The organism is Mucilaginibacter sp. SG538B (assembly GCF_013376065.1).
Classification (GTDB): Bacteria; Bacteroidota; Bacteroidia; order Sphingobacteriales; family Sphingobacteriaceae; genus Mucilaginibacter; species Mucilaginibacter rubeus.
On sequence record NZ_JABMJI010000006.1, the window covers coordinates 274,066 to 295,340 of the forward strand.

Below are 21,275 nucleotides of genomic sequence, written 5' to 3' on the forward strand. Positions count from 1 at the left end.
TTAATTATATTCTATGAATCAACTACTGCGTAATAACATCGCCAGGCACGTTTCGCTCAGCGAAGATCAACTGCAACAGTTTCATGATCTTTTTGAACCCCGGTTGTTTAAGAAAAAAAGCTATTTTCTATCAGAAGGACAAATTTGTGCTCATGAAGGTTTTGTGCTGAAAGGACTTTTTCGTGTTTACCATGTGGACGCAAAAGGTGTTGAGCAAGTTCTTTATTTTGCGCCCGAAGATTGGTGGATTGCCGATATAGACAGTTTTTCTAACCAAAAACCGTCAAATTTATTTATTGAAGCTTTGGAAGATAGTGAAGTCCTGGTCATTTCCCGGAAAAACAAGGACCTCGCTTATGAGCATTTCCCTGCCATTGAGAAGCTGTTCCGTATCATGACGCAGAAAACGCATGTAGCCTTGCAGCGCAGGATGATCGATAATTTGAGTAAAACGGCCGATAAACGATACCAGGACTTTTTAGCAAAGTATCCGGATTTATACAACAGGTTATCCAACAGGCAAATAGCAGCCTACCTGGGGATTAGTCATGAGTTTTTGAGCAAAATCCGTAATAAACTGGCAAAGGAGAAGTAGCTATCTTTTTGCGTTTGTTGAACTTGTTCAATGTTTTTCGTTTTGACCATGGGTACCTTTGTTTAATCTATTAATCAATAAGGTTTAACAAAAGGTTTTTAACTATGGAAACGCAGGCACAGCAATTTAAACAATTTCAATCAGGCAATCTTACACTTGATGTATTTATTGCAGCAGAAACCAGTTTTGGCGTAACATCAACAATTATTTCGGGGAAGACGGAAGCAATACTCATCGATGCCCAGTTTACCCTGGCCGAGGCGGAAGTTGTTGCGGAGCATATCAAAAACTCGGGTAAGAAATTATCTTTAATTTATATCAGTTATGCCGATCCCGACTTTTATTTTGGATTAGAGGTCTTCAAACGGTACTTTCCTGAAGTCACAGTTTATGCAAATGATACAACTATTGAACATATTAAAGCAACCTCGCAAAAAAAGCTTGACGTTTGGGGAGGCCGCCTTGGCAATGCCCTTACCAAAAATGTGGTATTGCCGCAATTGCTAAAGGACAGTTCATTTGAACTGGAGGACGAAAAAATTGAAATATACGGACTTGAGGAATTCTCTTCAAGATCTTTTGTATGGATCCCTTCTATAAAAGCTGTAATAGGGGGCATTAATATTTTTGGCAGCAATTTCAACCTATGGACAGCCGACGCACAAACGCCCGATGCCCGAGGTAAATGGATTGCTATCCTGGATAAGATTACTGCTCTGGCACCATCTATTGTAATTCCTGCCCATACTGATCAGTATTCCGCTTTCGATACTACGTCAGTGTCCCACACTAAAAACTACCTTTTATTTTACGAAGAAGCCCTGAAAGCAAATAAAACATCAGGGGAGTTGGTTGATGCTGTAAAGAGCCATTATCCCGATCTTAAGTTTGATATAGCACTTCAGATTGGAGCTAAAGTAAATACAGGCGAAATGAAATGGTAAACATTAAAAGCAATGACAAATCTTGAAATTGTAAAGAGCACTTACGAAGGCAAATCTTCGGAAGAGAATGGTAAAAACCTTCAAAAATTTCTCGCACCTGATGCTGTTTGGACAGAGGCCGAGGGATTTCCTCTCGCCGGCACTTATATAGGTTTTGAAGCGATTGCCCAAAATGTATTTTACCGCCTGGCTACCGAGTGGATCGATTATAAGTTTACGCCGGAGGATTATGTTGCTGACGGCGATAAAGTAGTTGCCTTTGGTACCTATAGCGGCACCTATAAAGAAACAAACAAATTTTTTAAAGCGCGCGTGGCGCATCTATGGCAATTGGAAAACGACAGCATAATATCTTTTGAACAATTTGTAGATAGTAAAACGGTTAATGACGCAACAAAATGAATAATCAATAATGAGCTCAGTTGAGTTCATTATTGATTAGATGGCGACAAAAAAATACCCGGGGTCAGTGGAAGCCCCGGGCGTTTTTTTAATTTGCGCCTTGCTTAATAGCGGTTATCGTCCGCTGATCTTTTACGGTATAATTTCTTCTATCCAGGGCACCGCCTGTATCCCAGTAAAATGGCAGCATGCCACGTGTTTTCGCTTGTTTTGTAACATAAAAATTCCAATAGTCTACCGCATCCTCGTGTGTCGGTAAATCTAAAGGGACATGCGCAGTATTGTCACGCCTGTAGGCACCATATTCGCCTAAAAGAACAGGAATCCCTTTATCAACGAAGTTTGTTTTCATTAGGTTGAATGAGGCATCGACATCACTTTCTTCGCCCCAGGTGGCATTTCGTTCAGGTTCAATAGCCGAGTGGTGCCCTGTGCCCCAATAATAAAACATTTTACCCCAGCTTGCATCATTGTCCAACAGGCAGCAGAACTGAAATGGAGAGTAGTAATGTACCTCTACCATCAGCTTGTTTGTCACCTGATCTTGCGGGAGATTGGTCATAAAAGCACTTGTTTTCTCCATATTAGTAGAAGGGCCCTGAAGCACCAGTACACGATAGGCGTTTTTACCACCGGTTGATCTAACCGCATTAATAAAGGTTTGATGATAGGTAGAAAGTATTGCTGTTGCTGCGGCATCATCTGCTGCCGGCTCATTGGCGCTGGCAAACATCAAATGTTCGTCAAAATCGCGCATGGCCGTTGCAATTTGTTCCCATAATGCCTTTTGTTTAGCATTAACTGAATCTTGTTTGGCTTGGGTAATGTTATTTTCAAGCCAGCCACCATCCCAATGGATGTTAAGCAACACATACATGTCATTGTTTACGCAATACCCTACAACTTCTTTAACCCTTTTTATCCAGTTTGGATCTATTTGCGCAGTTGCCGGGTTACTTAAATGGCCCATGTTCCAGGCGCAGGGAAGGCGTATAGCATTAAAGCCTTGCTGTTTTACAAATTTTACATAATCTTCAGTGATTAGCGGATTGCCCCAGCCTGTTTCGCCGCCAGAAGCTTCCAGTGTATTGCCGATATTCCAACCCAATTTTATTTTCGCGGCAAGCTGAACAGCGTTACTGCTCATCCCGGTTGCATCAGGAGCTATTGGCGATGTATTGTAGTTAGGAAAAAGGTTAGATGTTTGAGATACTTTTAAGGTTCGTGCCTGTCCGTTTGAGGAGTTTATGGTCAAGGTACTGGAACGTGTTGATCCTGTACCGTTTTCTGATAACGTTTTGATATGAATGACGATACTGCCGCTGTTGCCCGAGGTGGTGCTTAACTGCAGCCAGGTAGAGCCTGAATTAACGATATTCCATGTTGCATTACACGAAATAGAAAAATCCTGCGTACCGCCTTCGGGCGTAAAAGTTATTGCTGTTTGGTTTACGGTAAGTTCCGGCGGTGCACTATTCGTTTTTTTACACGAAAAAAACGATATCAATACAACTGTTATTAAAAATACCGATTTTAAGGAAAATGTTTTTTTCATTTTTAAATGATTGGTAATAAATTCTTTGTTTGTTTTTGCATGCGATTATTGGTTTGGGTTAGGTAAGTATTGGAACAATTGGTCCTGTCATTTGATGTACACAGAACCATTTTTAAAAATTCATGTTACACATGGCATTGTTAGCTTATGTTATTAAAAAATGCCGGGGCCCTGCTACAACCCCAGGCATTCACTTATTCAACTAACTTTTACTTTTTAATTTAAACTGTTGTGAGGTTATGAACAGTTATATTAAATTCTTTACCGGAATTTTCTCCCTATCTCAGTTTTCAGAGTTTTAATATCCAGGCATCAGCTAAAAAATGCCGGGACCTGTTTAGGCCCCGCGCATTCATTTATAATCAACTAACTCTCTCGTTTATTTAATTCTTGCTACCCTGATATTATCAATAGCCACCTCAAAAGTTTGGATTGTGTTTGAACTGTCATTGATAAATTGGAATTCGATGCCGCCAGCACCGGTTGAACCAAGAAAATCTGTAAGTGTTGCGGCAGGGAAACCTTTGTCGTTTATAAAACTTGAAAACGGAATAGTAACTGTTTGCCAGCCTTTTGTAGTAAACGCGACTTTTGAACCGGAAGCTGTATTCCACGGGCGATAAAGCGCTGTGTAACTTCCATAATCTTTTAGAATTTTGATTGAACCGTCTGTCCATGGCTTAGTCACCGATATTTCAAACTTTACGGCATAATGGCTTAAGGTATCTGTTAAGTTAGCTTTAGGCACCCATTGTGCCGGGTTTATATTAATTGAATGACCGTCAGTCCACCAGGCTCCGTCGCCCGCAGAAACATTAGATGCTTTCATTATCCCATAATAGCCAGTGTTGCCAGGGTAGCCGGCAGAATTATCGGATGTACCAGATCCCCACGAAAAATTATTTATATTATCATAATTGTTTAATACACCGGTTACAAAATCGTGCACATTGTAAGTAGTCGTAACTTTCCCCGATTTGGTGGATACTGTTACCGGCCCTTTGGTTAAGCCGGCAGGTACTGCCAGGCTGATGAACGTACCGTCATTTGATGCTTTATAGCTGGTTATGTCAATGCCGCCATAATTAACACTTTTAACAAAGAAAAAGCTAAGGCCGTTTATTTTAACCGAATCACCAGGATTAGCGTCTTCATTAGAAATTCCCGAGATGGTAGGGGCGGGGGGAACAATAGGGAACGAAAACGTGGTTTGACCGTGATTGGTTATGTATTGTATGGTATTCAGTTTATCTGAAGGTATTGTTGGGAACGCGATAACTGCCGGGATCAGGGCAATAGCGCTGGTATCAGAAAACCAGGCATCATTGAACGAGCCTTTTACGCCATCGAAATTGATAGCAAGTGCACCTTTTAAATTTTTACCTGAAATAACTATCCATTGGCCTGTACCCACGCTGCTTAAAAGCGAATCGCCCGGATGGGCCACATAATTACGGATAGAGGTAATTACCGGGGTCCCTTTTGATGATGACGAATTATCCTTTTTGCAGCCAGACTGCATACAAACCACTGCAGCAAGCAGGGCAACCAGCAGGCAGCTTTTGATATAATAATTTAATTTTTTCATGATTTTAAGAATTATCAAATGATTCAGAATACTACTAATAATAAGGTACAGGCGCCTCCAATAACTTAGGATCTGCTGTTTGCTCATTTGCCGGTATAGGCAGTGTAAATGTATTTGCGCTTGGCGGGGTTATGATCAGGCTGTTATTTGAAGCTGTTTTAATTCCGGTGGCCGGATCATAGCTAAATTGTGACCGGGGTATATATCTCTTGTTAGGATCCGGATTATCAGTAGGGGTAGTTTGCAAATGAAGTATCTTAATCGCTTCCTGTGGATCGTAATAAGAAAGACGAACAAGATCAAACCAGTACTGGCCTTCGAATGCAAGTTCAATCCGTCTTTCTTTCCTGATAATATCAGGAGTTAGGACGGTGACAATATCAACACCGGCCCTGCTGCGTACCTGGTTAAAGTAAAGTAATGCATCGGCGTTTGTTGTAGATGCGTTGTTGCCTAATAGGGCTTCGGCATAAATTAAGTACACATCGGCAAGGCGTAATACCGCATTATGCTCGATAGATGACCAAAGGTCCATAGTTGGTGAGTTATTATCAGCGGCGGTACCAACAATGTGTTTTTTGACGTTTACGCCGGTTGCCGTGTAACCTCCGCCTGCCGCGTTAAGCTCCCGGTATTTGTCGCCGGTAAGCATAAATGTGGCTTTACGGCGTACCGAGTCCTGAGTAGTATATTGGTTTGCAAGATCTATTGTTGGGCCAATCGCCCCGCCCCAGCCGCCCCCGCCTGTAACGATGCTGCCGCTTGGTGCAAATTGGGCTTGTATGGAATTACCTTGCCCGTAAGGTACGCCAGGCGCCCACTGATAGGCAAATAGTGATTCAGAATTGTCATTATACTGGGTCCTGAAAAGATTGTAGTAGCTTGGTAAAAGGCTTAAACCGCTGCTTTTGCAAACATTCCCGGCGTAGTACGCAGCACTGTCCAGATCAGACTGATTACGTGAGCCTTTTTGATTTAAACCGGCTCTGCTTAAATAAACTTTTGCCAGCATACCCTGGGCCGACCACGTAGTAACACGGCCAGGCTGGTCAGTTCGCGGTAAATTGGCAACGGCATATCTTAAATCATTGATAATAAACTTATATACATCCTCAAGCTTATGGCGAGGTACCAATGGGTTAGCTATCAACTTGTCGTTATCTTCTATAATTGGCACAGCGCCCCATAGCTGGGCAAGATAAAGATAAGAAGTAGCACGTATAAACCTGATTTCACCAAGAGCGCCTGTTTTACTTTTTACGGCTACGCTATCGGGCATTTTGGTATTAATGGCTTTAATATTGATATTGCAATGCGCTATAACGTTAAAAAAGCTTTGCCATGCCGATGTTAGCGTTCCGTTTTGCGGCGTGATGGAAAAGGTAGTAAGCTGAACAAGATCGCCATTATACGGCTGTAACATGTTGCCACTCATGATATCTCCCATACCAAGCAATGGAAAGTTATTCCAGGTAGCCCAGGGCTGCGCGTAAAGTGTAGCTGTAGCCAATCTTAAATCCGAACCGCTTTTATAAAAATTATCAGTAGTGATACCGGTTAGAGGGGGACGGGTAAGGTAATCTTTTTTGCAGCTGCTTATCATAATGATACCGATAACCAGCAAGACTATATTTGTTTTAATACGTTTCATAAATCTTGATTTTAATTGTTTAGGGATAAATTGAGGCCAAATGTGTAAACACGCGGCTGAGCGTAATATCCATTATCGATACCGGCTGCTAATGGGTTCCATGAGCCAATCTCAGGATCGTAGCCGGTATATTTGGTAATGGTGAACACATTGGTTACGTTGACATATACCCTCAATGATTTTAATTTAATCTTATTTAAAAGGTTATTTGAAAAACTATATCCTAAAGCGATGCTTTTGCACTTTAAAAACGACCCGTTTTCTATGTATTTGTCAGAGAAACGCTGGTTATCATTACCGCTTGCCTGGCTAATACGGGTAATGTTTGTAGATGGGTTTGTAATGTATACGTTATTAATATCCGAACTTGAACCGGTTGATTTAATCAACCCGATTTTTGCATAGTTAAACACAGATGGGAAATAACCAAAGTTTTGATTTGGATTATCGCCGTTAACTTTTAACTGGTTATAAACTTTATTGCCATAATTGCCGGCCATAAAAATATTCAGGTCGAAATTTTTATAGCTAAAGCTGTTATTGATGCCAAATTGAAATTTAGGCATGGGCGAGCCCAGAAAGGTTTGATCGTTTGCATCAATTTTACCATCTCCGTTAATGTCTTTAAAAATAACATCACCTACCCAAACACCACCTGAGCCTGGCGTTATAGGTATAGGACCGCTGCCATTTTGGGGCAAGGCGGTGTATTTTGCAAAGTCGGCGGCGTTTTTGTAAATACCCAGCACCTGGTATCCGTAAAATTCGCCGATTGAACGGCCAACAACAGTTTTGGAAACAGATCCGTAGATTGCCGGGGTGCCGTCAACCAATGCAAGTACTTTGTTAATATTTCGGGTAAAGTTGATGTTGGTGCTCCAGTTAAAATATTTTGACCGGATATTTTGTGTATTAAGTGAAAATTCGAAGCCCTTATTGCTCACCGCGCCAACGTTTACATATGGCGCCTGCACTGCGCCGGGTGAATATCCGCCGGCGGCAAATGTGCCTGAATAATACGGTAAGGTAAGGCTAAGCAAAAGGTTGTTGGTTTTGCGGTAATAAACATCGCCCGTTAAACTGATCCTGCCGTTTAACACTGTTGCATCCAAACCAAGGTTATATGATTTTGTAGTTTCCCACTTGATGTTCGGATTACCAGTTGTAGTAGTTATTTGCGAATTACCCGATAAACCTGTGGATATTGTACTTAGAGTTGAACCATAAGCATATTCAGCAATATTTTGATTGTTTACCAATCCGTAACCGAGCCTAAGCTTAAGATCATTAATCGCTTTTACACTTTTAAGAAAGCTTTCGTGGTTAATCTTCCAGGCAAGGGCACCTGAGTATGTGGTATTCCACCGGTTGGCTTCAGCAAATTTCGACGAACCGTCATGACGTACGGTTGCGGTTAGCAAATAGCGGTCGTCATAAGTAAAGTTAGCCCGGCCAAAATAGGCCTCTAAAGCGCCTTGTCCTTTAACACCGGTATTGGTTGCAGTTGTGGCGTCGCCGCTGCTGATTGTTTGTACGTTATTACTTGCAAAATTGGTTCGGGTAGCCGATATGCCGCTATTTTTAAGCAACTGGGCTTCATGGCCGGCCACTACGTTTACCCAATATTTTTTTGCAAATGTGTGCTGGTAAGTTAAATAATTCGAGATTGAGTTATAGAAATTTTGCGCGCTTGAAGCTGTACCACTGTTATTGCTCTTGGTGTAAGCGCCCATAACATAGCTTGGGTTAAAATAATCTTCAGTTGCAAAGTCAAAATTTCCGGCAACTTCATTGCGCAAGGTTAAATCCCTGGTGAATTGGATTTCTGCATAGGCATTGCTAAACAACTGGTAGCGGCTTTTAAAATCTTTTACAATAGTTGCTATCGCAAACGGGTTAGTGCCCACCGCACCATAAATATTGGGATCATTACCACCCCATGTGCCATCAGGATTTTTTACAGCTACGTCGGGCGTTTGATTAAGCGCCTGTAAGATCACACCTGTATTGGAAGTGGTAACATTTTCGGCCACATGCGCCATATTCAAGTTGATACCGACCTTTAACCAATCGGTGGTTTTATTATCGATATTTGCTTTTACCGAAGTCCTTTTAAAATCTGAGCCTAACGCTATCCCTGTTTGTGAAAAATAGGTGCCTGATATATAATATTTTGTCCTGTTATCACCACCGCTGATGGCTAAATTATGGTTTTGCATAGGTGCTGTACGGAACAGCGCTTTTTGCCAGTTAGTACCAGCACCCAGGTATTGCGGATTTGCAAATTGCGGCCGCATGTCATAACCGATAATTGCCGATTTTTCGTTCATGAAAGTAGCATACTGCCTTAAATCCATTACATCATAATATTTCGGCAATTTCTGCCAGCCCTGGTAGCCATCATAACTAATAAGCGGCGGGCCCGCGGTACCTCTTTTAGTGGTGATAATTATCACACCGTTAGATGCCTGCGAACCATAAATAGCGGTAGCTGAAGCGTCTTTTAACACATCTATCGAAGCTATATCTGAAGGGTTGATGCTGGATAAGGGGTTGGTGCCATTACCGGGAATGGCCGATTGCCCATTCGGCGGGATCTGTACGCCGTCAATTACATATAGCGGAGGAGCACCTGTAAAACCACCCAAACCGCGGATCTGCACGTTAACATCACCACCGGGCTGGCCTGATACCTGTTGTACAACTACACCCGCTACCCTTCCCTGTAAGGCCTGGTCAAATGTGGTAGGTTGTGCTTTTAATAGGTCTGCCGCTGTTACTGATGATATAGCACCGGTAAGGTCATGTCTTTTCCTGGTACCATAACCAATTACAACAACTTCGTTCAAGTCGCTGGTTGCTGGTTTGAGAGCTACGTTTATAACTGTAGATGAGCTTACGTATATTTGCTGGGAATTGTAGCTTATAAAGCTAAAAATCAGCACATCCCCATTTTTTGCATTGATACTGTAGCTGCCATCCGCACCAGATAATGTGCCTGTTGGCGAATCCTTTACTTTAATGGTTACACCGGGCAGCGGCTGATTATTGTCTGCACTGGTAATTTTACCTGTAATTTTAACACTTTGTGCGTAACCTGTAAGGTTTAACAACAACAAAGTTGTAAACAGCAGTACTACATGTCTTAATCTTTTTCGTAAATCTTTTTCCATGTTAATTGGGGTTCATAATTGTTTGGTTATTTGGTTTGTTTATTTGATTGGTTTCGGACATTGATTTATCCTGTCATATTCACATTTGACGCTGTGGAACTGGAGTCGGGGACAGCATCGGTATGTTTACACAGAAGTATACCGATGTAATGCGGACGGGATATTTACAATAAATCCTGAATTGATTTTTTTAATGGGCTGCCTCGTGAATGGCACAGGCATTAATAAGTACGCGTTTTGGCATAATGCTTAGTTTAAATTAGGTTATTATAAAATTGGTTATCTCATCTGTCCCTTTGTTCAGGCATCAGACTACGGCATCGGTATAGAAGATATGCCGCTTTATGGAGGATGAAATTAGATGACAAATCGCAATCGATTGTTTACAAATGGGGGTACAAATGTTAATTGAAATTAACTAATTGATTATGAGTTGATTAAACTTATTTTCGTCAATGATAGAAGGCGAAATGCCATTGCAGAGCCGACAATATTCTCAAAAAAAGTAAAAGAGAGGCGTTTAAGAACAGCTATTGACATTGAAATTTGAAGGTGAAATCGCCGAAAAGTGCTAATAAATGCGAAAATAATACCAACTTTAAAACTTGTTGGAGAGACCGGCGCGGGTTATTGCAGACTCCATCATTTGAAAATTAACATTTGTATCCCTATTTACCAACAATAAGGAGCGTGGTGCAACATAAATTTGCCGCCTCTGATATAATATTGTTTGGCTTCGTTTATCGCTGCGTACTAATATTGTATCCCACGTAATAATTATCAGACAAGTCTTGTAAACAGAGATATAAAAATCAATATGAAAATCTTACCCATTATTTTAGGAAGCCTGTTTTTTAGTAACGTTTTTGCTCAGGGTAACAGCCCGGAAAAAGCAAATCAAGCTAAAAGGGTTATTAACATCGATTTTAAAAAAGAAAAAGGACGTTTTAATACGTCATTTAATTTATGTGTAGGAGCAGGGCGTGCAAATGAAGGCTTGCGGGCCGACTGGCAGCAACAATTGGCCACTGTACAAAAGGAATGTGGTTTTAAATATATCAGGATGCATGGCCTGCTTACAGACGATATGGCTGTTTACCGGGAAGACAGGAATGGTAAGCCGGAATATAATTACCAATACGTTGACGCTTTATATGATTATATTTTAAGTATAGGCATGAAACCGTTTGTTGAACTGGGGTTTATGCCGGGAGCGCTGGCAAGTGGTAATAAAACAATTTTTTGGTGGAGAGGAAATGTAACACCCCCGAAAGACTATAGTAAATGGGAAGGTTTGATCCGTAACCTTACCCGGCATTTTACCGAGCGGTATGGAATTGACGAAGTAAAAAAATGGTATTTTGAAGTTTGGAATGAGCCGAACCTCAAAGATGGTTTTTGGACCGGTTCGCAAGATGACTATTTTAAATTGTATCAATACAGTGCGAAAGCGATAAAAAGTGTAAACCCAGCCTATAAAGTAGGAGGGCCGGCTACTGCCGGTGCGGCATGGGTACCTGACATGATAGATTTTTGCAGCAAAAATTCAGTTCCTATTGATTTTATAAGTACCCATGCTTATGGTGTAAAACAAGGCTTTTTGGACGAGTACGGTTCAACCGGTACCGTACTTGACAAAAACAAAGGAAGCGTTAGCGGTGATGTTCGGAATTCACGCAAGCAAATAGAAAACTCCACAATTCCGGGCCTCGAGTTACATTATACTGAATGGAGCTCATCTTATACTCCGTCAGATCCCATACACGATAGCTATCACGAAGCTGCATATATACTTGAAAAATTGAAGCAAACCGGATCTGCAGCCAATTCCATGTCTTACTGGACGTTCACTGACATCTTTGAAGAAGCCGGACCACGGTTTACGCCATTCCACGGAGGTTTCGGTTTACTCAATACTCAGGGGATAAAGAAGCCGGCTTTTTTTGCCTATTCTTTTTTAAACAAATTGGGTGAAACGGAAATAACAGATCAGGATAGCTCCTCCTGGGCTTGTAAAAATAAAAAAGGGGATGTTCAGGTGTTGCTTTGGGATTACACTTATACTTTGCCTGATTCTGTCAATAACCAGGCTTACTATGTCCGCGACCTACCTGCTAAATCAAAAGGAGAGGTTGAGTTGGTAATATCCGGTATGCCCAGCGGCAAATATCGGATGGAAATCTATAAAACGGGATATAAGGTAAATGATCCATACACCACGTACCTGTCTTTCAATAAACCTGATCAACTGACAAAAGCACAGGTTGACAAGCTAAAAAAGGAAAATAGTGGTGCAGCCATCTGGCATGAGGATATTACAGTAAATGCATCAGGTAAGGTGTTAAAGCATCTTCCTGTCAGGGAAAACGATGTTGCTTTCATCAATATCGTTAAACTTTAGTAAGCCTTCAGTTAGCTCATTTTAATACATCAGCAGGTGATACTTTTAAATGAGTATACCTGCTGATGTATTCCTGGTATGGGTTGTTATTTAATTTGCAAAGCTAAGCCTCTTACAGTCTTCTTTTCATTTTCGGCAGTTCAATTAAGCTGCACGCATATTTATTTGCCTGCTGGTGAGCAACATTTATTACTCTATATGTTATAAATATCTTACGAGTACTTCAAATAATATTCAGGGCTTCTTTTTTTTCGTTGACGACCTGATTTGAAAAATTACCACTGCCGTTAATAAAGTAATGGAAGTATAAAACTCGAAATTTTGTAGCGGCGAGCCTACAGACATGGTCGCGGCTGTCCTTTCTATCTTGCTAATCATTTAAAGAAGGTTGAGGTATTAATGATATTACTAAATTAATATTATTTACAACTTAAAGGAGTAAAACGAATTGGTTTTGTTTAAATTACTTCAGTAAGGCATTAATCTTAGTTGATAATAATTTTCGTTACATTTTATCTTGGATTATACCTATAGTATTCAAGATTATAGTCACCAGCACTGTATTTTCTTTTAAATTAAACATTTAGCACCCTATTTATTCACTTTTGTGGCCTTTTCGGCCTATATATTTGGCTCCCAAACCAATAGCCCAAGAGTGGCTTTAACCAAAAAATAACCTGCAACTGATTTAAAACAGAAGCGCAATCGCTAAAAGAGCGTTTGTTTATGCGCACTGTTTAATTGTTCTTTTTTGCTATGAATCAATTAATATTTAAATATGAGAACACTAAACTATTTATTTGGGGTAGCCGCGATTTTATTGCTTACCCGTTGCCAAAAGCAACAAATTGCCAGTCCGGTTGTTAAGCCGCCTGTTTCCAAAGCAGTTAAAACATTGGCTATAACCAGTTATCCAAATTACAATACGTCGCCTCTTGCGCCTGATCAAACAGGGGTAAGCAGTACTGCCGCCCAGCTTGCAGCAAAGTTCCAATTGGGGTGGAATATTGGTAATACACTCGAAGCATCAGGCAGCGAAACAGCCTGGGGTAACCCTTTGGTAACCCAGGCACTTATTGATAAAGTTAAGCAAGCTGGTTTTACCGCAGTTCGTATCCCCTGCGATTGGGATCAGTATTCTAACCAAACCACGGGGCAAATTCAGCAATCATGGCTCAACAGGGTGCAACAGGTTGTTCAATATTGCGTTAATGACGGTTTGTATGTGATACTAAATATACATTGGGACGGCGGGTGGCTGGAGAACAATTGTACCACCGCCGCACAGGCCGCTGTTAACGCCAAACAAAAAGCTTTTTGGGAGCAAATAGCCACGCAAATGCGTGGTTTTGACGAGCATGTGATTTTTGCCAGCGCCAATGAACCCAATGTATCAGATGCTACCGGGATGAGTGTGCTGCTTTCATATCATCAAACATTTGTTAACGCGGTCAGATCAACCGGGGGGCATAACAGTTACAGGGTGCTGCTTGTGCAAGGGCCAAGTACTAATATTGATGGCACCAACACTTTGATGAATACGCTTCCAACTGATCCGGCAAGCAACCGTTTAATGGTTGAAGTACATTATTATGATCCGGCTCAGTTTTGTTTTTTGACATCGGATGCAAGCTGGGGTAATATGTTCTATTATTGGGGCAGCGGGTATCATTCTACAACCGATGCTTCACGAAATGCTACCTGGGGTGAAGAGTCGTATATGACTTCAGAACTTTCGTTGATGAAAACAAAGTTTGTTGATAAGGGCATTCCTGTTATGTTGGGAGAATATGCAGTAAACCGCAGATTAGGTCTTACCGGCGATGCGTTAAACCTGCAACTTGCAAGCAGAGGTTATTACCTCAATTATTTTGTCCACCAGGCATTACAATATGGATTAAAACCATTTTATTTTGATTCAGGTGGTACGGACTCAACCAATCCGGGTCGGATTTTTAACAGGCAGAACAACAGCGTTTACGATCAGCAAGGTTTAGCCGCCATTTTGCAGGGAGCGCAAAATAATACCTCTTCAATAATTCAGGTTGGCCAGGTTTACCAGATTTACAGCAGAAACAGTTTTAAAGCCCTGGAATTTGCGGGCTGGGGAACTGCCAATCAAACACAGGCCGATCAGTGGGACTATTTAGCAGGGGCAAACCAGCAATTTAAAGTAGAAGACGCGGGAGGCGGTTATTACAGGCTTACTCCAATGCATGCAACCGGAAAATGCCTCGAAGTTTATGGTTTGAACACAGCTGACGGAGGACAGGTAGACCTGTGGGATTACTATGGCGGCGCAAATCAAAAATGGTCAATTCAGCTAACAGACAATGGATATTATAAAATCATCAATGCCAATAGTGGGAAAGCTTTGGATGTTAACGGGGCTTCGCTTAATAACGGTGTAGCTGCTGTTCAATGGACCTATTCTGGCGGGCGTAACCAGCAATGGGGCTTTGTGAAAATATAATGTAACCCTTAAGAACACTTATATCTTTTTCTTTCTTCACAAAAAGCATGAAAGATGCGCCGCGATATAAGCGGTAGTTGATATTTAAAAATGAACAATAATGTAAAGGCCTTCAAATTAGCGATTTGAAGGCCTTTTATCTTTTTATTGTTGTTTTAACACTTAATGATGTATCTTGCCGATGAAAACCCAATTATGAAACGCATCGCTTTTTTATTGATTTTTAGTCCGTTTTTGCTGTGGGCGCAACAAAAGCAGGTTGTCAAAAGCTTTCCTCTACAGGATGTTAGGCTATTACCGGGGATTTTTAAAGAACAGGAGCAGACAGACCTCAACTATATGCTTGCCCTGCAGCCCGACCGCCTGCTTGCACCTTTTAGGAGGGAGGCGGGGCTGCCACAAAAAGCTAAAAGTTATACAAATTGGGAAAATTCGGGCCTGGATGGACATATCGGTGGCCACTATCTTTCTGCCCTGGCTATGATGTATGCTTCTACTGGTGATAACCGTATGCGCCAGCGCCTTGATTACATGATCAATGAGCTTAAATTGTGCCAGGACAAAAACGGTGACGGATATTTGGGTGGCGTGCCTGGAAGCCGCGAACTTTGGCCCCAGGTAATGAAGGGTGATTTTACAGATTTCAATAAGAAATGGGTGCCTTTTTATAATATTCATAAAGTATTTGCCGGGCTGCGCGATGCATGGCTGTATGAAAATAATCAAACAGCAAAAGTCATGCTGATTAAACTGGCAGACTGGTTTTACAATATCAGTACTGCACTTAGCCAGTCACAAATGCAGCAGCTGCTTGGGAATGAGCACGGAGGTGTCAATGAGGTACTGGCAGATGTATACGGGATCACCGGCGAAAAGAAATACCTTGACGCGGCCTACAGTTTCTCTCACCAGGCTCTCCTTCAGCCGCTTGAAAAAGGTCAGGATAAACTGGATAATTTACATGCAAATACGCAGATCCCCAAAGTGATAGGTTTTAAGCGGATTGCTGATTACAACGGTGATACCGCCTACAATCGTGCTGCGGTATTCTTTTGGCAAACCGTGGTACATCATCGGTCGGTAGCAACAGGTGGTAACAGCGTAAGGGAACATTTTAACCCCGCTACAGATTTCTCAACCATGATCTCCAGTGTAGAAGGACCCGAAACATGCAATACCTATAACATGCTTAAGCTTACCGAAGATCTGTACAGGTCAGATCCGGATATTGCCTATATCGATTATTACGAACGGGCGTTGTATAATCATATCCTTACAACCCAGCGGCCGGGGAAGGGCGGTTTTGTTTACTTTACACCGATGCGCCCCGGGCATTACAGGGTGTACTCCCAGCCACAAACAAGCATGTGGTGTTGCGTTGGCTCCGGTATGGAAAATCATTCAAAGTATGGTGAAATGATCTACAGCCACTCAGATAACGAGCTATATGTTAATCTGTTTATTCCGTCTCAGCTTATATGGAAGCAAAAGGGCTTGCAATTTAAGCAGGAAACCGTGTTCCCTGACAAGGAAACAACTACGCTGAAGATTTTGAAAACTGGCAATAGTGCATACGGGATAAACATCAGGTATCCATCATGGGTAAAAACCGGTGCACTTTCAATTAACATCAATGGCCGGTCCGTTCAAGTTAAAGCGCAGCCGTCATCATATGTGCAGCTAAAAAGAAAATGGCGGAAAGGGGATATCATCACCGTCCAATTACCGATGCAGACGACGACGGAGAAACTTCCCGACGGCTCCAATTATGAAGCCGTATTGCATGGCCCGATCGTGCTTGCTTCAGTGATTGATACAATTGCCCAAAAAGGCCGCGAGGCCGATGATAGCAGGATGGGCCACGTTGCTGGGGGCAACCTGTATAAGCTTACAGATATGCCGGTTTTTGTAAGCGATTCTACAAATGATGCCCCGCTAATAGTTCAGGATAAAAATAAACCGATGTCCTTTAATGCCGGGCGATTAATATACCCGGTTAAATACCGAAACCTGAAGCTGGTGCCGTTTTATAAGATACAGGATGCCCGTTATGTAGTGTACTGGCGAAAAGAATCGGCCAGGGGCTTTGACGAATTGCAGGCTAAGTTAGCGGAGGAGGACGCGAAGGAAGCAAAACTGGCTGCTAATACTATCGATGTGGTAACTCCGGGCGAACAACAACCCGAATCAGATCATTTCATGGAAAAAGAGAATTCTTTTGCCGGCGTTAATTTCAATAGGCACTTCAGGGCTGCAACGGGGGCGTTCGGCTATAAGCTCACCGATAAAAATAAAGCTGCAAAGAAAATTAGTATCACGTATTTTGGAATTGAAAGGAACCATAAGTTCTCCGTCCTTATCAATGAACAGGAATTGGTCAGAGTTGACTTGAAGGATGGTAAACGTGACGCTTTCTATACCGTAGAATATGATTTGCCAGCCGATTTGAAATACAACGCAGACCAAAGTCTCCGGATAAAATTCCAGGCAGATAAGGGTGCAATGGCCGGGCCTGTTTATGAAATAAGACTTTTGAATAATTGAGGGCTTAAATCCGTTGCAGGCCGTTGCAATTACAGGATCGGTCATTATTGTCTGGTAAAATGTTATTCGATACATATAAATACTACCCAGGGCCTCAAAAAGACCCTTTTTTGTGCCCTTTCCAGAAATAAACCGCTGTTTAACCGCAAAATTATTCCTGCCTCTAAAACCAGGCTGTCTGGTAAAACTTTTAGAAAATTTTTAATCTTTTACCGGGCAACCGTGGAATCGGTTTGGGATAACAAATACCGCGCTTCATTTTTAATGAATGATAAATGATAGTCATTAATGTTGAACCTCAAATCAACCATATAAGGTATCATTAAGCAAATCCTTAACAACGTTGTCGATTCTTAGAACGCTGCCTTTCTATCGTATAGGAATACTCGGCGATGACAACTTGAATAACAAAACTATTCCAATGCGAACGTCATAGGCTTAGGAACCAGTAGCGCTTAATACAAACAATTGTTTTTTGAACACCAATAATTCAAAATGCCGGTAACAGCCAAATATTGGTATGCGCTTATCGATGCATGGTAAGAACATGAAAATATACAAATTGAAACATTTGTACACCTATTTTTTAACAAATGGCGCTACTCCGCAAAGTATTTTTGAACGCCAGAATTACTTATTATATAAACCATAAAGCTCATTTAATATTTTCTTACAATCAGGATGGAGATGCTTGCTATATTTTCGCAATCGATTGTATTTTAATATTGGTGTTTATTTAACAATTAATTGTGGTTAAATAAAAGTTTTACTTAACAACAAAAACCAATTATGAAAATGAAAATTACAAATTTTACGAGGCTGCTAAGCGCAGCTAAATTACGGCACTTGCTGCTACTGCTGGTGTTTATGAGCACATTGCCCGTAATGGCACAAACAGTCACCATTAAAGGCGTCGTAAAATCGGCCGATGATAACAGTCCGCTACCCGGGGTTACAGTTGCAGAGAAAGGAAAGGAAAACGGAGTTATTACCCGGACGGATGGCTCTTATTCGCTTAATGTTACAGGGGATGCTACCCTTGTATTTTCTTTTGTTGGTTACACAAAACAAGAGATTAAAGTAAATGGAAAAATCGTACTGAATGTAAATTTACAAAGTGATAGTAAAGCCCTTAATGAAGTAGTAGTAATTGGCTATGGTACCGCCCGTAAAAAGGATCTGATAGGCTCGGTAAATGTGGTAGCTGCTAAAGACGCAGGGGCTAACACATCTACAAGTCCGGCTCAATTATTAATAGGCAAGGCACCTGGGGTTCAGGTAATGCAGGCTAACGGTGTGCCTGGTTCGGGCGCTCAAATTATCGTACGCGGTACAGGCTCGTTTACCGATGTTAGTCCGCTTTACGTAATTGATGGTATCCAGGGCGATGCCAATTTGTTCAACGCCATCAGCCCCCAGGATATTGAAAATATAACCATACTAAAAGACGCTGCCTCCACAGCAATATATGGTGTTGCTGCAGCAAACGGCGTTGTGATCATCACCACCAAAAAAGGTAAGGCGGGTTCAACTCAAATTACATTTAATTCGCAGGTGGGTGTTTCAAACGTCACTAAAAACCTTGATCTGCTGGGTGCCGCCGACTATGTGAAGCTCCTTAAAGATATAGACGCGACCAATAACAACCCGGTGCCGGCAAAACTTAACACGCCATATGTATTAGTTGACAGGACCAATTGGCAGAAAGAGATTTTTAAAACATCCGTTTCAACTCAAAACGACCTGAGCGTAAGCGGAGGGAGCGACAAGGTTACTTATAACATGTCGGCAGGATACGTTACGCAGCAAGCCGTAGTTAAAGATTATAATTTTAGAAGGTTTAATAACCGGTTTGTATTAGATGAAAAACTGGGTCGTTTCCATTTTGGACAAACCTTGAACTTACGGTATACTAAAACTGCAGGCCAGGTAACAAGTATTGGTAACGCGCTTGGTTATGCACCGTATCAGCCCGTTTATGATGCGTCTATCCCCGGTGGTTACTCTATCCTTACCAACGTTGATGATAACAGCAATGCTGTAAACCCATTGCAGATTTTAGGTGTACAAACCTTAAGCAGCCACGACCTCGTTTTATTTCCGCAGGTATTTGGCGAGGTGAAAATTATCAACGGGTTAACTCTTCGTTCGCAGGTATCAGGTGTATATGGCAACAGCGTGAACGATTCGTACCAGATACCATATGTTACCTCCAACAACCTGGGATACACCAGGCAGGCAGGTCGCGCGTCAAATAACTATTCTAATTATACCATCGAAAATTACTTGTCATATAATCACAGCTTCGGAAAACATAATATTTCATTAACTGCAGGTACCAGTTATATTGATGCAGGGAGTACCAAATACCTTAGCGTGCTGGGCACAGGTATGTTATCGGATGCTGTAAGGGATATTGGTGTAGCGCCTACGCTTACCGTGCAGGGTAATTCATCGGGCTATTACACTCAATTTGGCAACGTTATTTCCTATTATGCCCGTTTAATCTATTCGTTTAACGATAAGTACATTCTTTCGGGTAGTATCAGGCGCGATGGTTCGTCAAACTTTGGCCCGTTAAGCCGTTATGGTAACTTTCCGGGTGGCGGTTTTGCGTGGCGTTTTGCCCAGGAGGATTTTGTTAAGTCGGCGTTGCCATTTATCAATGATGGTAAACTGCGCGTAGGATGGGGCCGCACAGGTAATAACAGATTTGGCCTTACAAATACCAGCGTATTTACCTTTAACGGGCCGCCGGGAAACCTCGTTTATTCGTTTGGCCAGACCGAACAGTTTGTTAACGGTACAACTGTAATAACTATCGCCAACCCTTTATTACATTGGGAAACAACCGACCAAACCGACGCGGGTATCGACCTTACGTTCCTAAATAACCAGTTAACTTTCTCGGCCGATTACTATAATCGTAAAAGCAGCGGCCTTATAGTAGCGATACCTTTGCCGCCAAGTTTGGGTGTGGGTATAAACACATCAAACAGTAACGAGATTGTTAATGCGGCGGATGCCCAAAATAAAGGTTTCGAATTTCAGTTAGGTTACCGTTCAAAGCCCCAAAACGGTTTTAGTTATAATGTAAGTGTAAACGGTGCTTACAATAATAACAAAACAATATCATTAGGTACACAATCGCCAACACCGATTGTTGGTGGAACAGGAGCAATTTACACACTAACCCAGGCAGGTTATCCTATCGGCTCATTTTATGGTTACAGGGTTGGCCATGTAGCTAAAAACCAGGCCGAAATTGACGCCCTGAATAAAACGGCACAGCAAAAAAACGGCGATGCCAACGCGGTTTATCAAACAGGGTTGCTTCCGGGCGATTTTATATTCAAGGATTTGAATGGGGATGGAGTTGTTGACAGCAAAGACCAGCAAGTTTTGGGAAGTGCTATTCCAAAGTTCATATACGGTATTAACCTTGGGGCCACTTATCGTAATTTTGATCTTAATGTGGTATTATCAGGCGTACAGGGAGTTCAGATTGGAAACAATTTAAGATCAAGTTTGGAGTTTGCCGGAACAGGACATAATGCCTCAACAGCTATATTAAACAGATGGGAGAAACCTGGCGATAACGCTCTCCTGCCAAGAGCCGGGCAAAATGCAACCGGATCCGGAAATTTAAGGCCATCAGACTTTTTTATCGATAACGGCTCCTATTTGCGTGCGCGTAACATAACCCTTGGCTATTCCTTTAGTAAAGCCACACTGCAATCGTTTTCAGGTTCTGTTTTAAGCAAACTGCGTATATATGTGGCCGCCGAAAATCTTTTTACTATCACCGGTTATAAAGGATATGATCCTGAGTTAAGTACAGTTTATGGCGATAACAATTCAAACGATACTATTTTTAACCGCAATATTGATAACGGCCAGGTACCGCAACCGCGCACATTTTTATTCGGGATACAAGCAGCATTTTAAA

11 protein-coding genes are annotated in these 21,275 nt (G+C 41.7%); 7 read left to right on the plus strand and 4 right to left on the minus strand.

Annotation, left to right across the window (positions count from 1 at the left end; genetic code table 11):
• Positions 1-13: 13 nt before the first annotated feature.
• From FHW88_RS26865 to FHW88_RS26875, 3 genes are all read left to right on the plus strand, one after another.
• Positions 14-595 (plus strand): Crp/Fnr family transcriptional regulator, encoded by a 582-nt coding sequence (locus FHW88_RS26865; protein ID WP_090533193.1) that lies wholly within the window; start codon positions 14-16, stop codon positions 593-595.
• Positions 596-699: 104 nt separating this feature from the next.
• The gene (locus FHW88_RS26870; RefSeq protein ID WP_176628651.1) at positions 700-1,539 is read left to right on the plus strand and encodes an MBL fold metallo-hydrolase; all 840 of its coding nucleotides are present in this window, start codon (positions 700-702) and stop codon (positions 1,537-1,539) included.
• Positions 1,540-1,551: 12 nt separating this feature from the next.
• Positions 1,552-1,941: a nuclear transport factor 2 family protein gene (locus FHW88_RS26875; protein WP_090533189.1), complete on the plus strand. Its 390-nt coding sequence runs from the start codon at positions 1,552-1,554 to the stop codon at positions 1,939-1,941.
• Positions 1,942-2,029: 88 nt separating this feature from the next.
• Here the strand turns inward: FHW88_RS26875 and FHW88_RS26880 are convergent, their stop codons facing one another.
• The 4 genes from FHW88_RS26880 to FHW88_RS26895 all read right to left on the minus strand — a co-directional run bounded on the left by FHW88_RS26880 (position 2,030) and on the right by FHW88_RS26895 (position 9,908).
• Positions 2,030-3,496 (minus strand): cellulase family glycosylhydrolase, encoded by a 1,467-nt coding sequence (locus tag FHW88_RS26880; protein WP_176628652.1) that lies wholly within the window; start codon positions 3,494-3,496, stop codon positions 2,030-2,032.
• Positions 3,497-3,875: 379 nt separating this feature from the next.
• On the minus strand, positions 3,876-5,084 hold the full coding sequence (locus FHW88_RS26885) for a glycan-binding surface protein (protein WP_090533186.1): 1,209 nt from the start codon (positions 5,082-5,084) through the stop codon (positions 3,876-3,878).
• 34 nt (positions 5,085-5,118) lie between these two features.
• Positions 5,119-6,735: a RagB/SusD family nutrient uptake outer membrane protein gene (locus FHW88_RS26890; protein WP_176628653.1), complete on the minus strand. Its 1,617-nt coding sequence runs from the start codon at positions 6,733-6,735 to the stop codon at positions 5,119-5,121.
• Positions 6,736-6,746: 11 nt separating this feature from the next.
• Positions 6,747-9,908: a SusC/RagA family TonB-linked outer membrane protein gene (locus FHW88_RS26895; protein WP_176628654.1), complete on the minus strand. Its 3,162-nt coding sequence runs from the start codon at positions 9,906-9,908 to the stop codon at positions 6,747-6,749.
• Between the two features lie 817 nt (positions 9,909-10,725).
• Between FHW88_RS26895 and FHW88_RS26900 the strand changes: the two genes are divergently transcribed.
• The 4 genes from FHW88_RS26900 (at position 10,726) to FHW88_RS26915 (ending at position 21,274) form a co-directional block, all read left to right on the plus strand.
• Positions 10,726-12,309, plus strand: coding sequence for a GH39 family glycosyl hydrolase (locus tag FHW88_RS26900; RefSeq protein ID WP_176628655.1), 1,584 nt, complete (start codon positions 10,726-10,728; stop codon positions 12,307-12,309).
• A 778-nt stretch (positions 12,310-13,087) separates the two neighbouring features.
• On the plus strand, positions 13,088-14,782 hold the full coding sequence (locus FHW88_RS26905; protein WP_176628656.1) for a cellulase family glycosylhydrolase: 1,695 nt from the start codon (positions 13,088-13,090) through the stop codon (positions 14,780-14,782).
• A gap of 165 nt (positions 14,783-14,947) precedes the next feature.
• The gene (locus FHW88_RS26910) at positions 14,948-17,326 is read left to right on the plus strand and encodes a glycoside hydrolase family 127 protein (protein ID WP_255485457.1); all 2,379 of its coding nucleotides are present in this window, start codon (positions 14,948-14,950) and stop codon (positions 17,324-17,326) included.
• A gap of 795 nt (positions 17,327-18,121) precedes the next feature.
• A complete protein-coding gene (locus FHW88_RS26915; RefSeq protein ID WP_176628657.1) occupies positions 18,122-21,274 on the plus strand; it encodes a SusC/RagA family TonB-linked outer membrane protein in 3,153 nt (1,050 codons plus the stop codon).
• Position 21,275 lies beyond the last annotated feature (1 nt).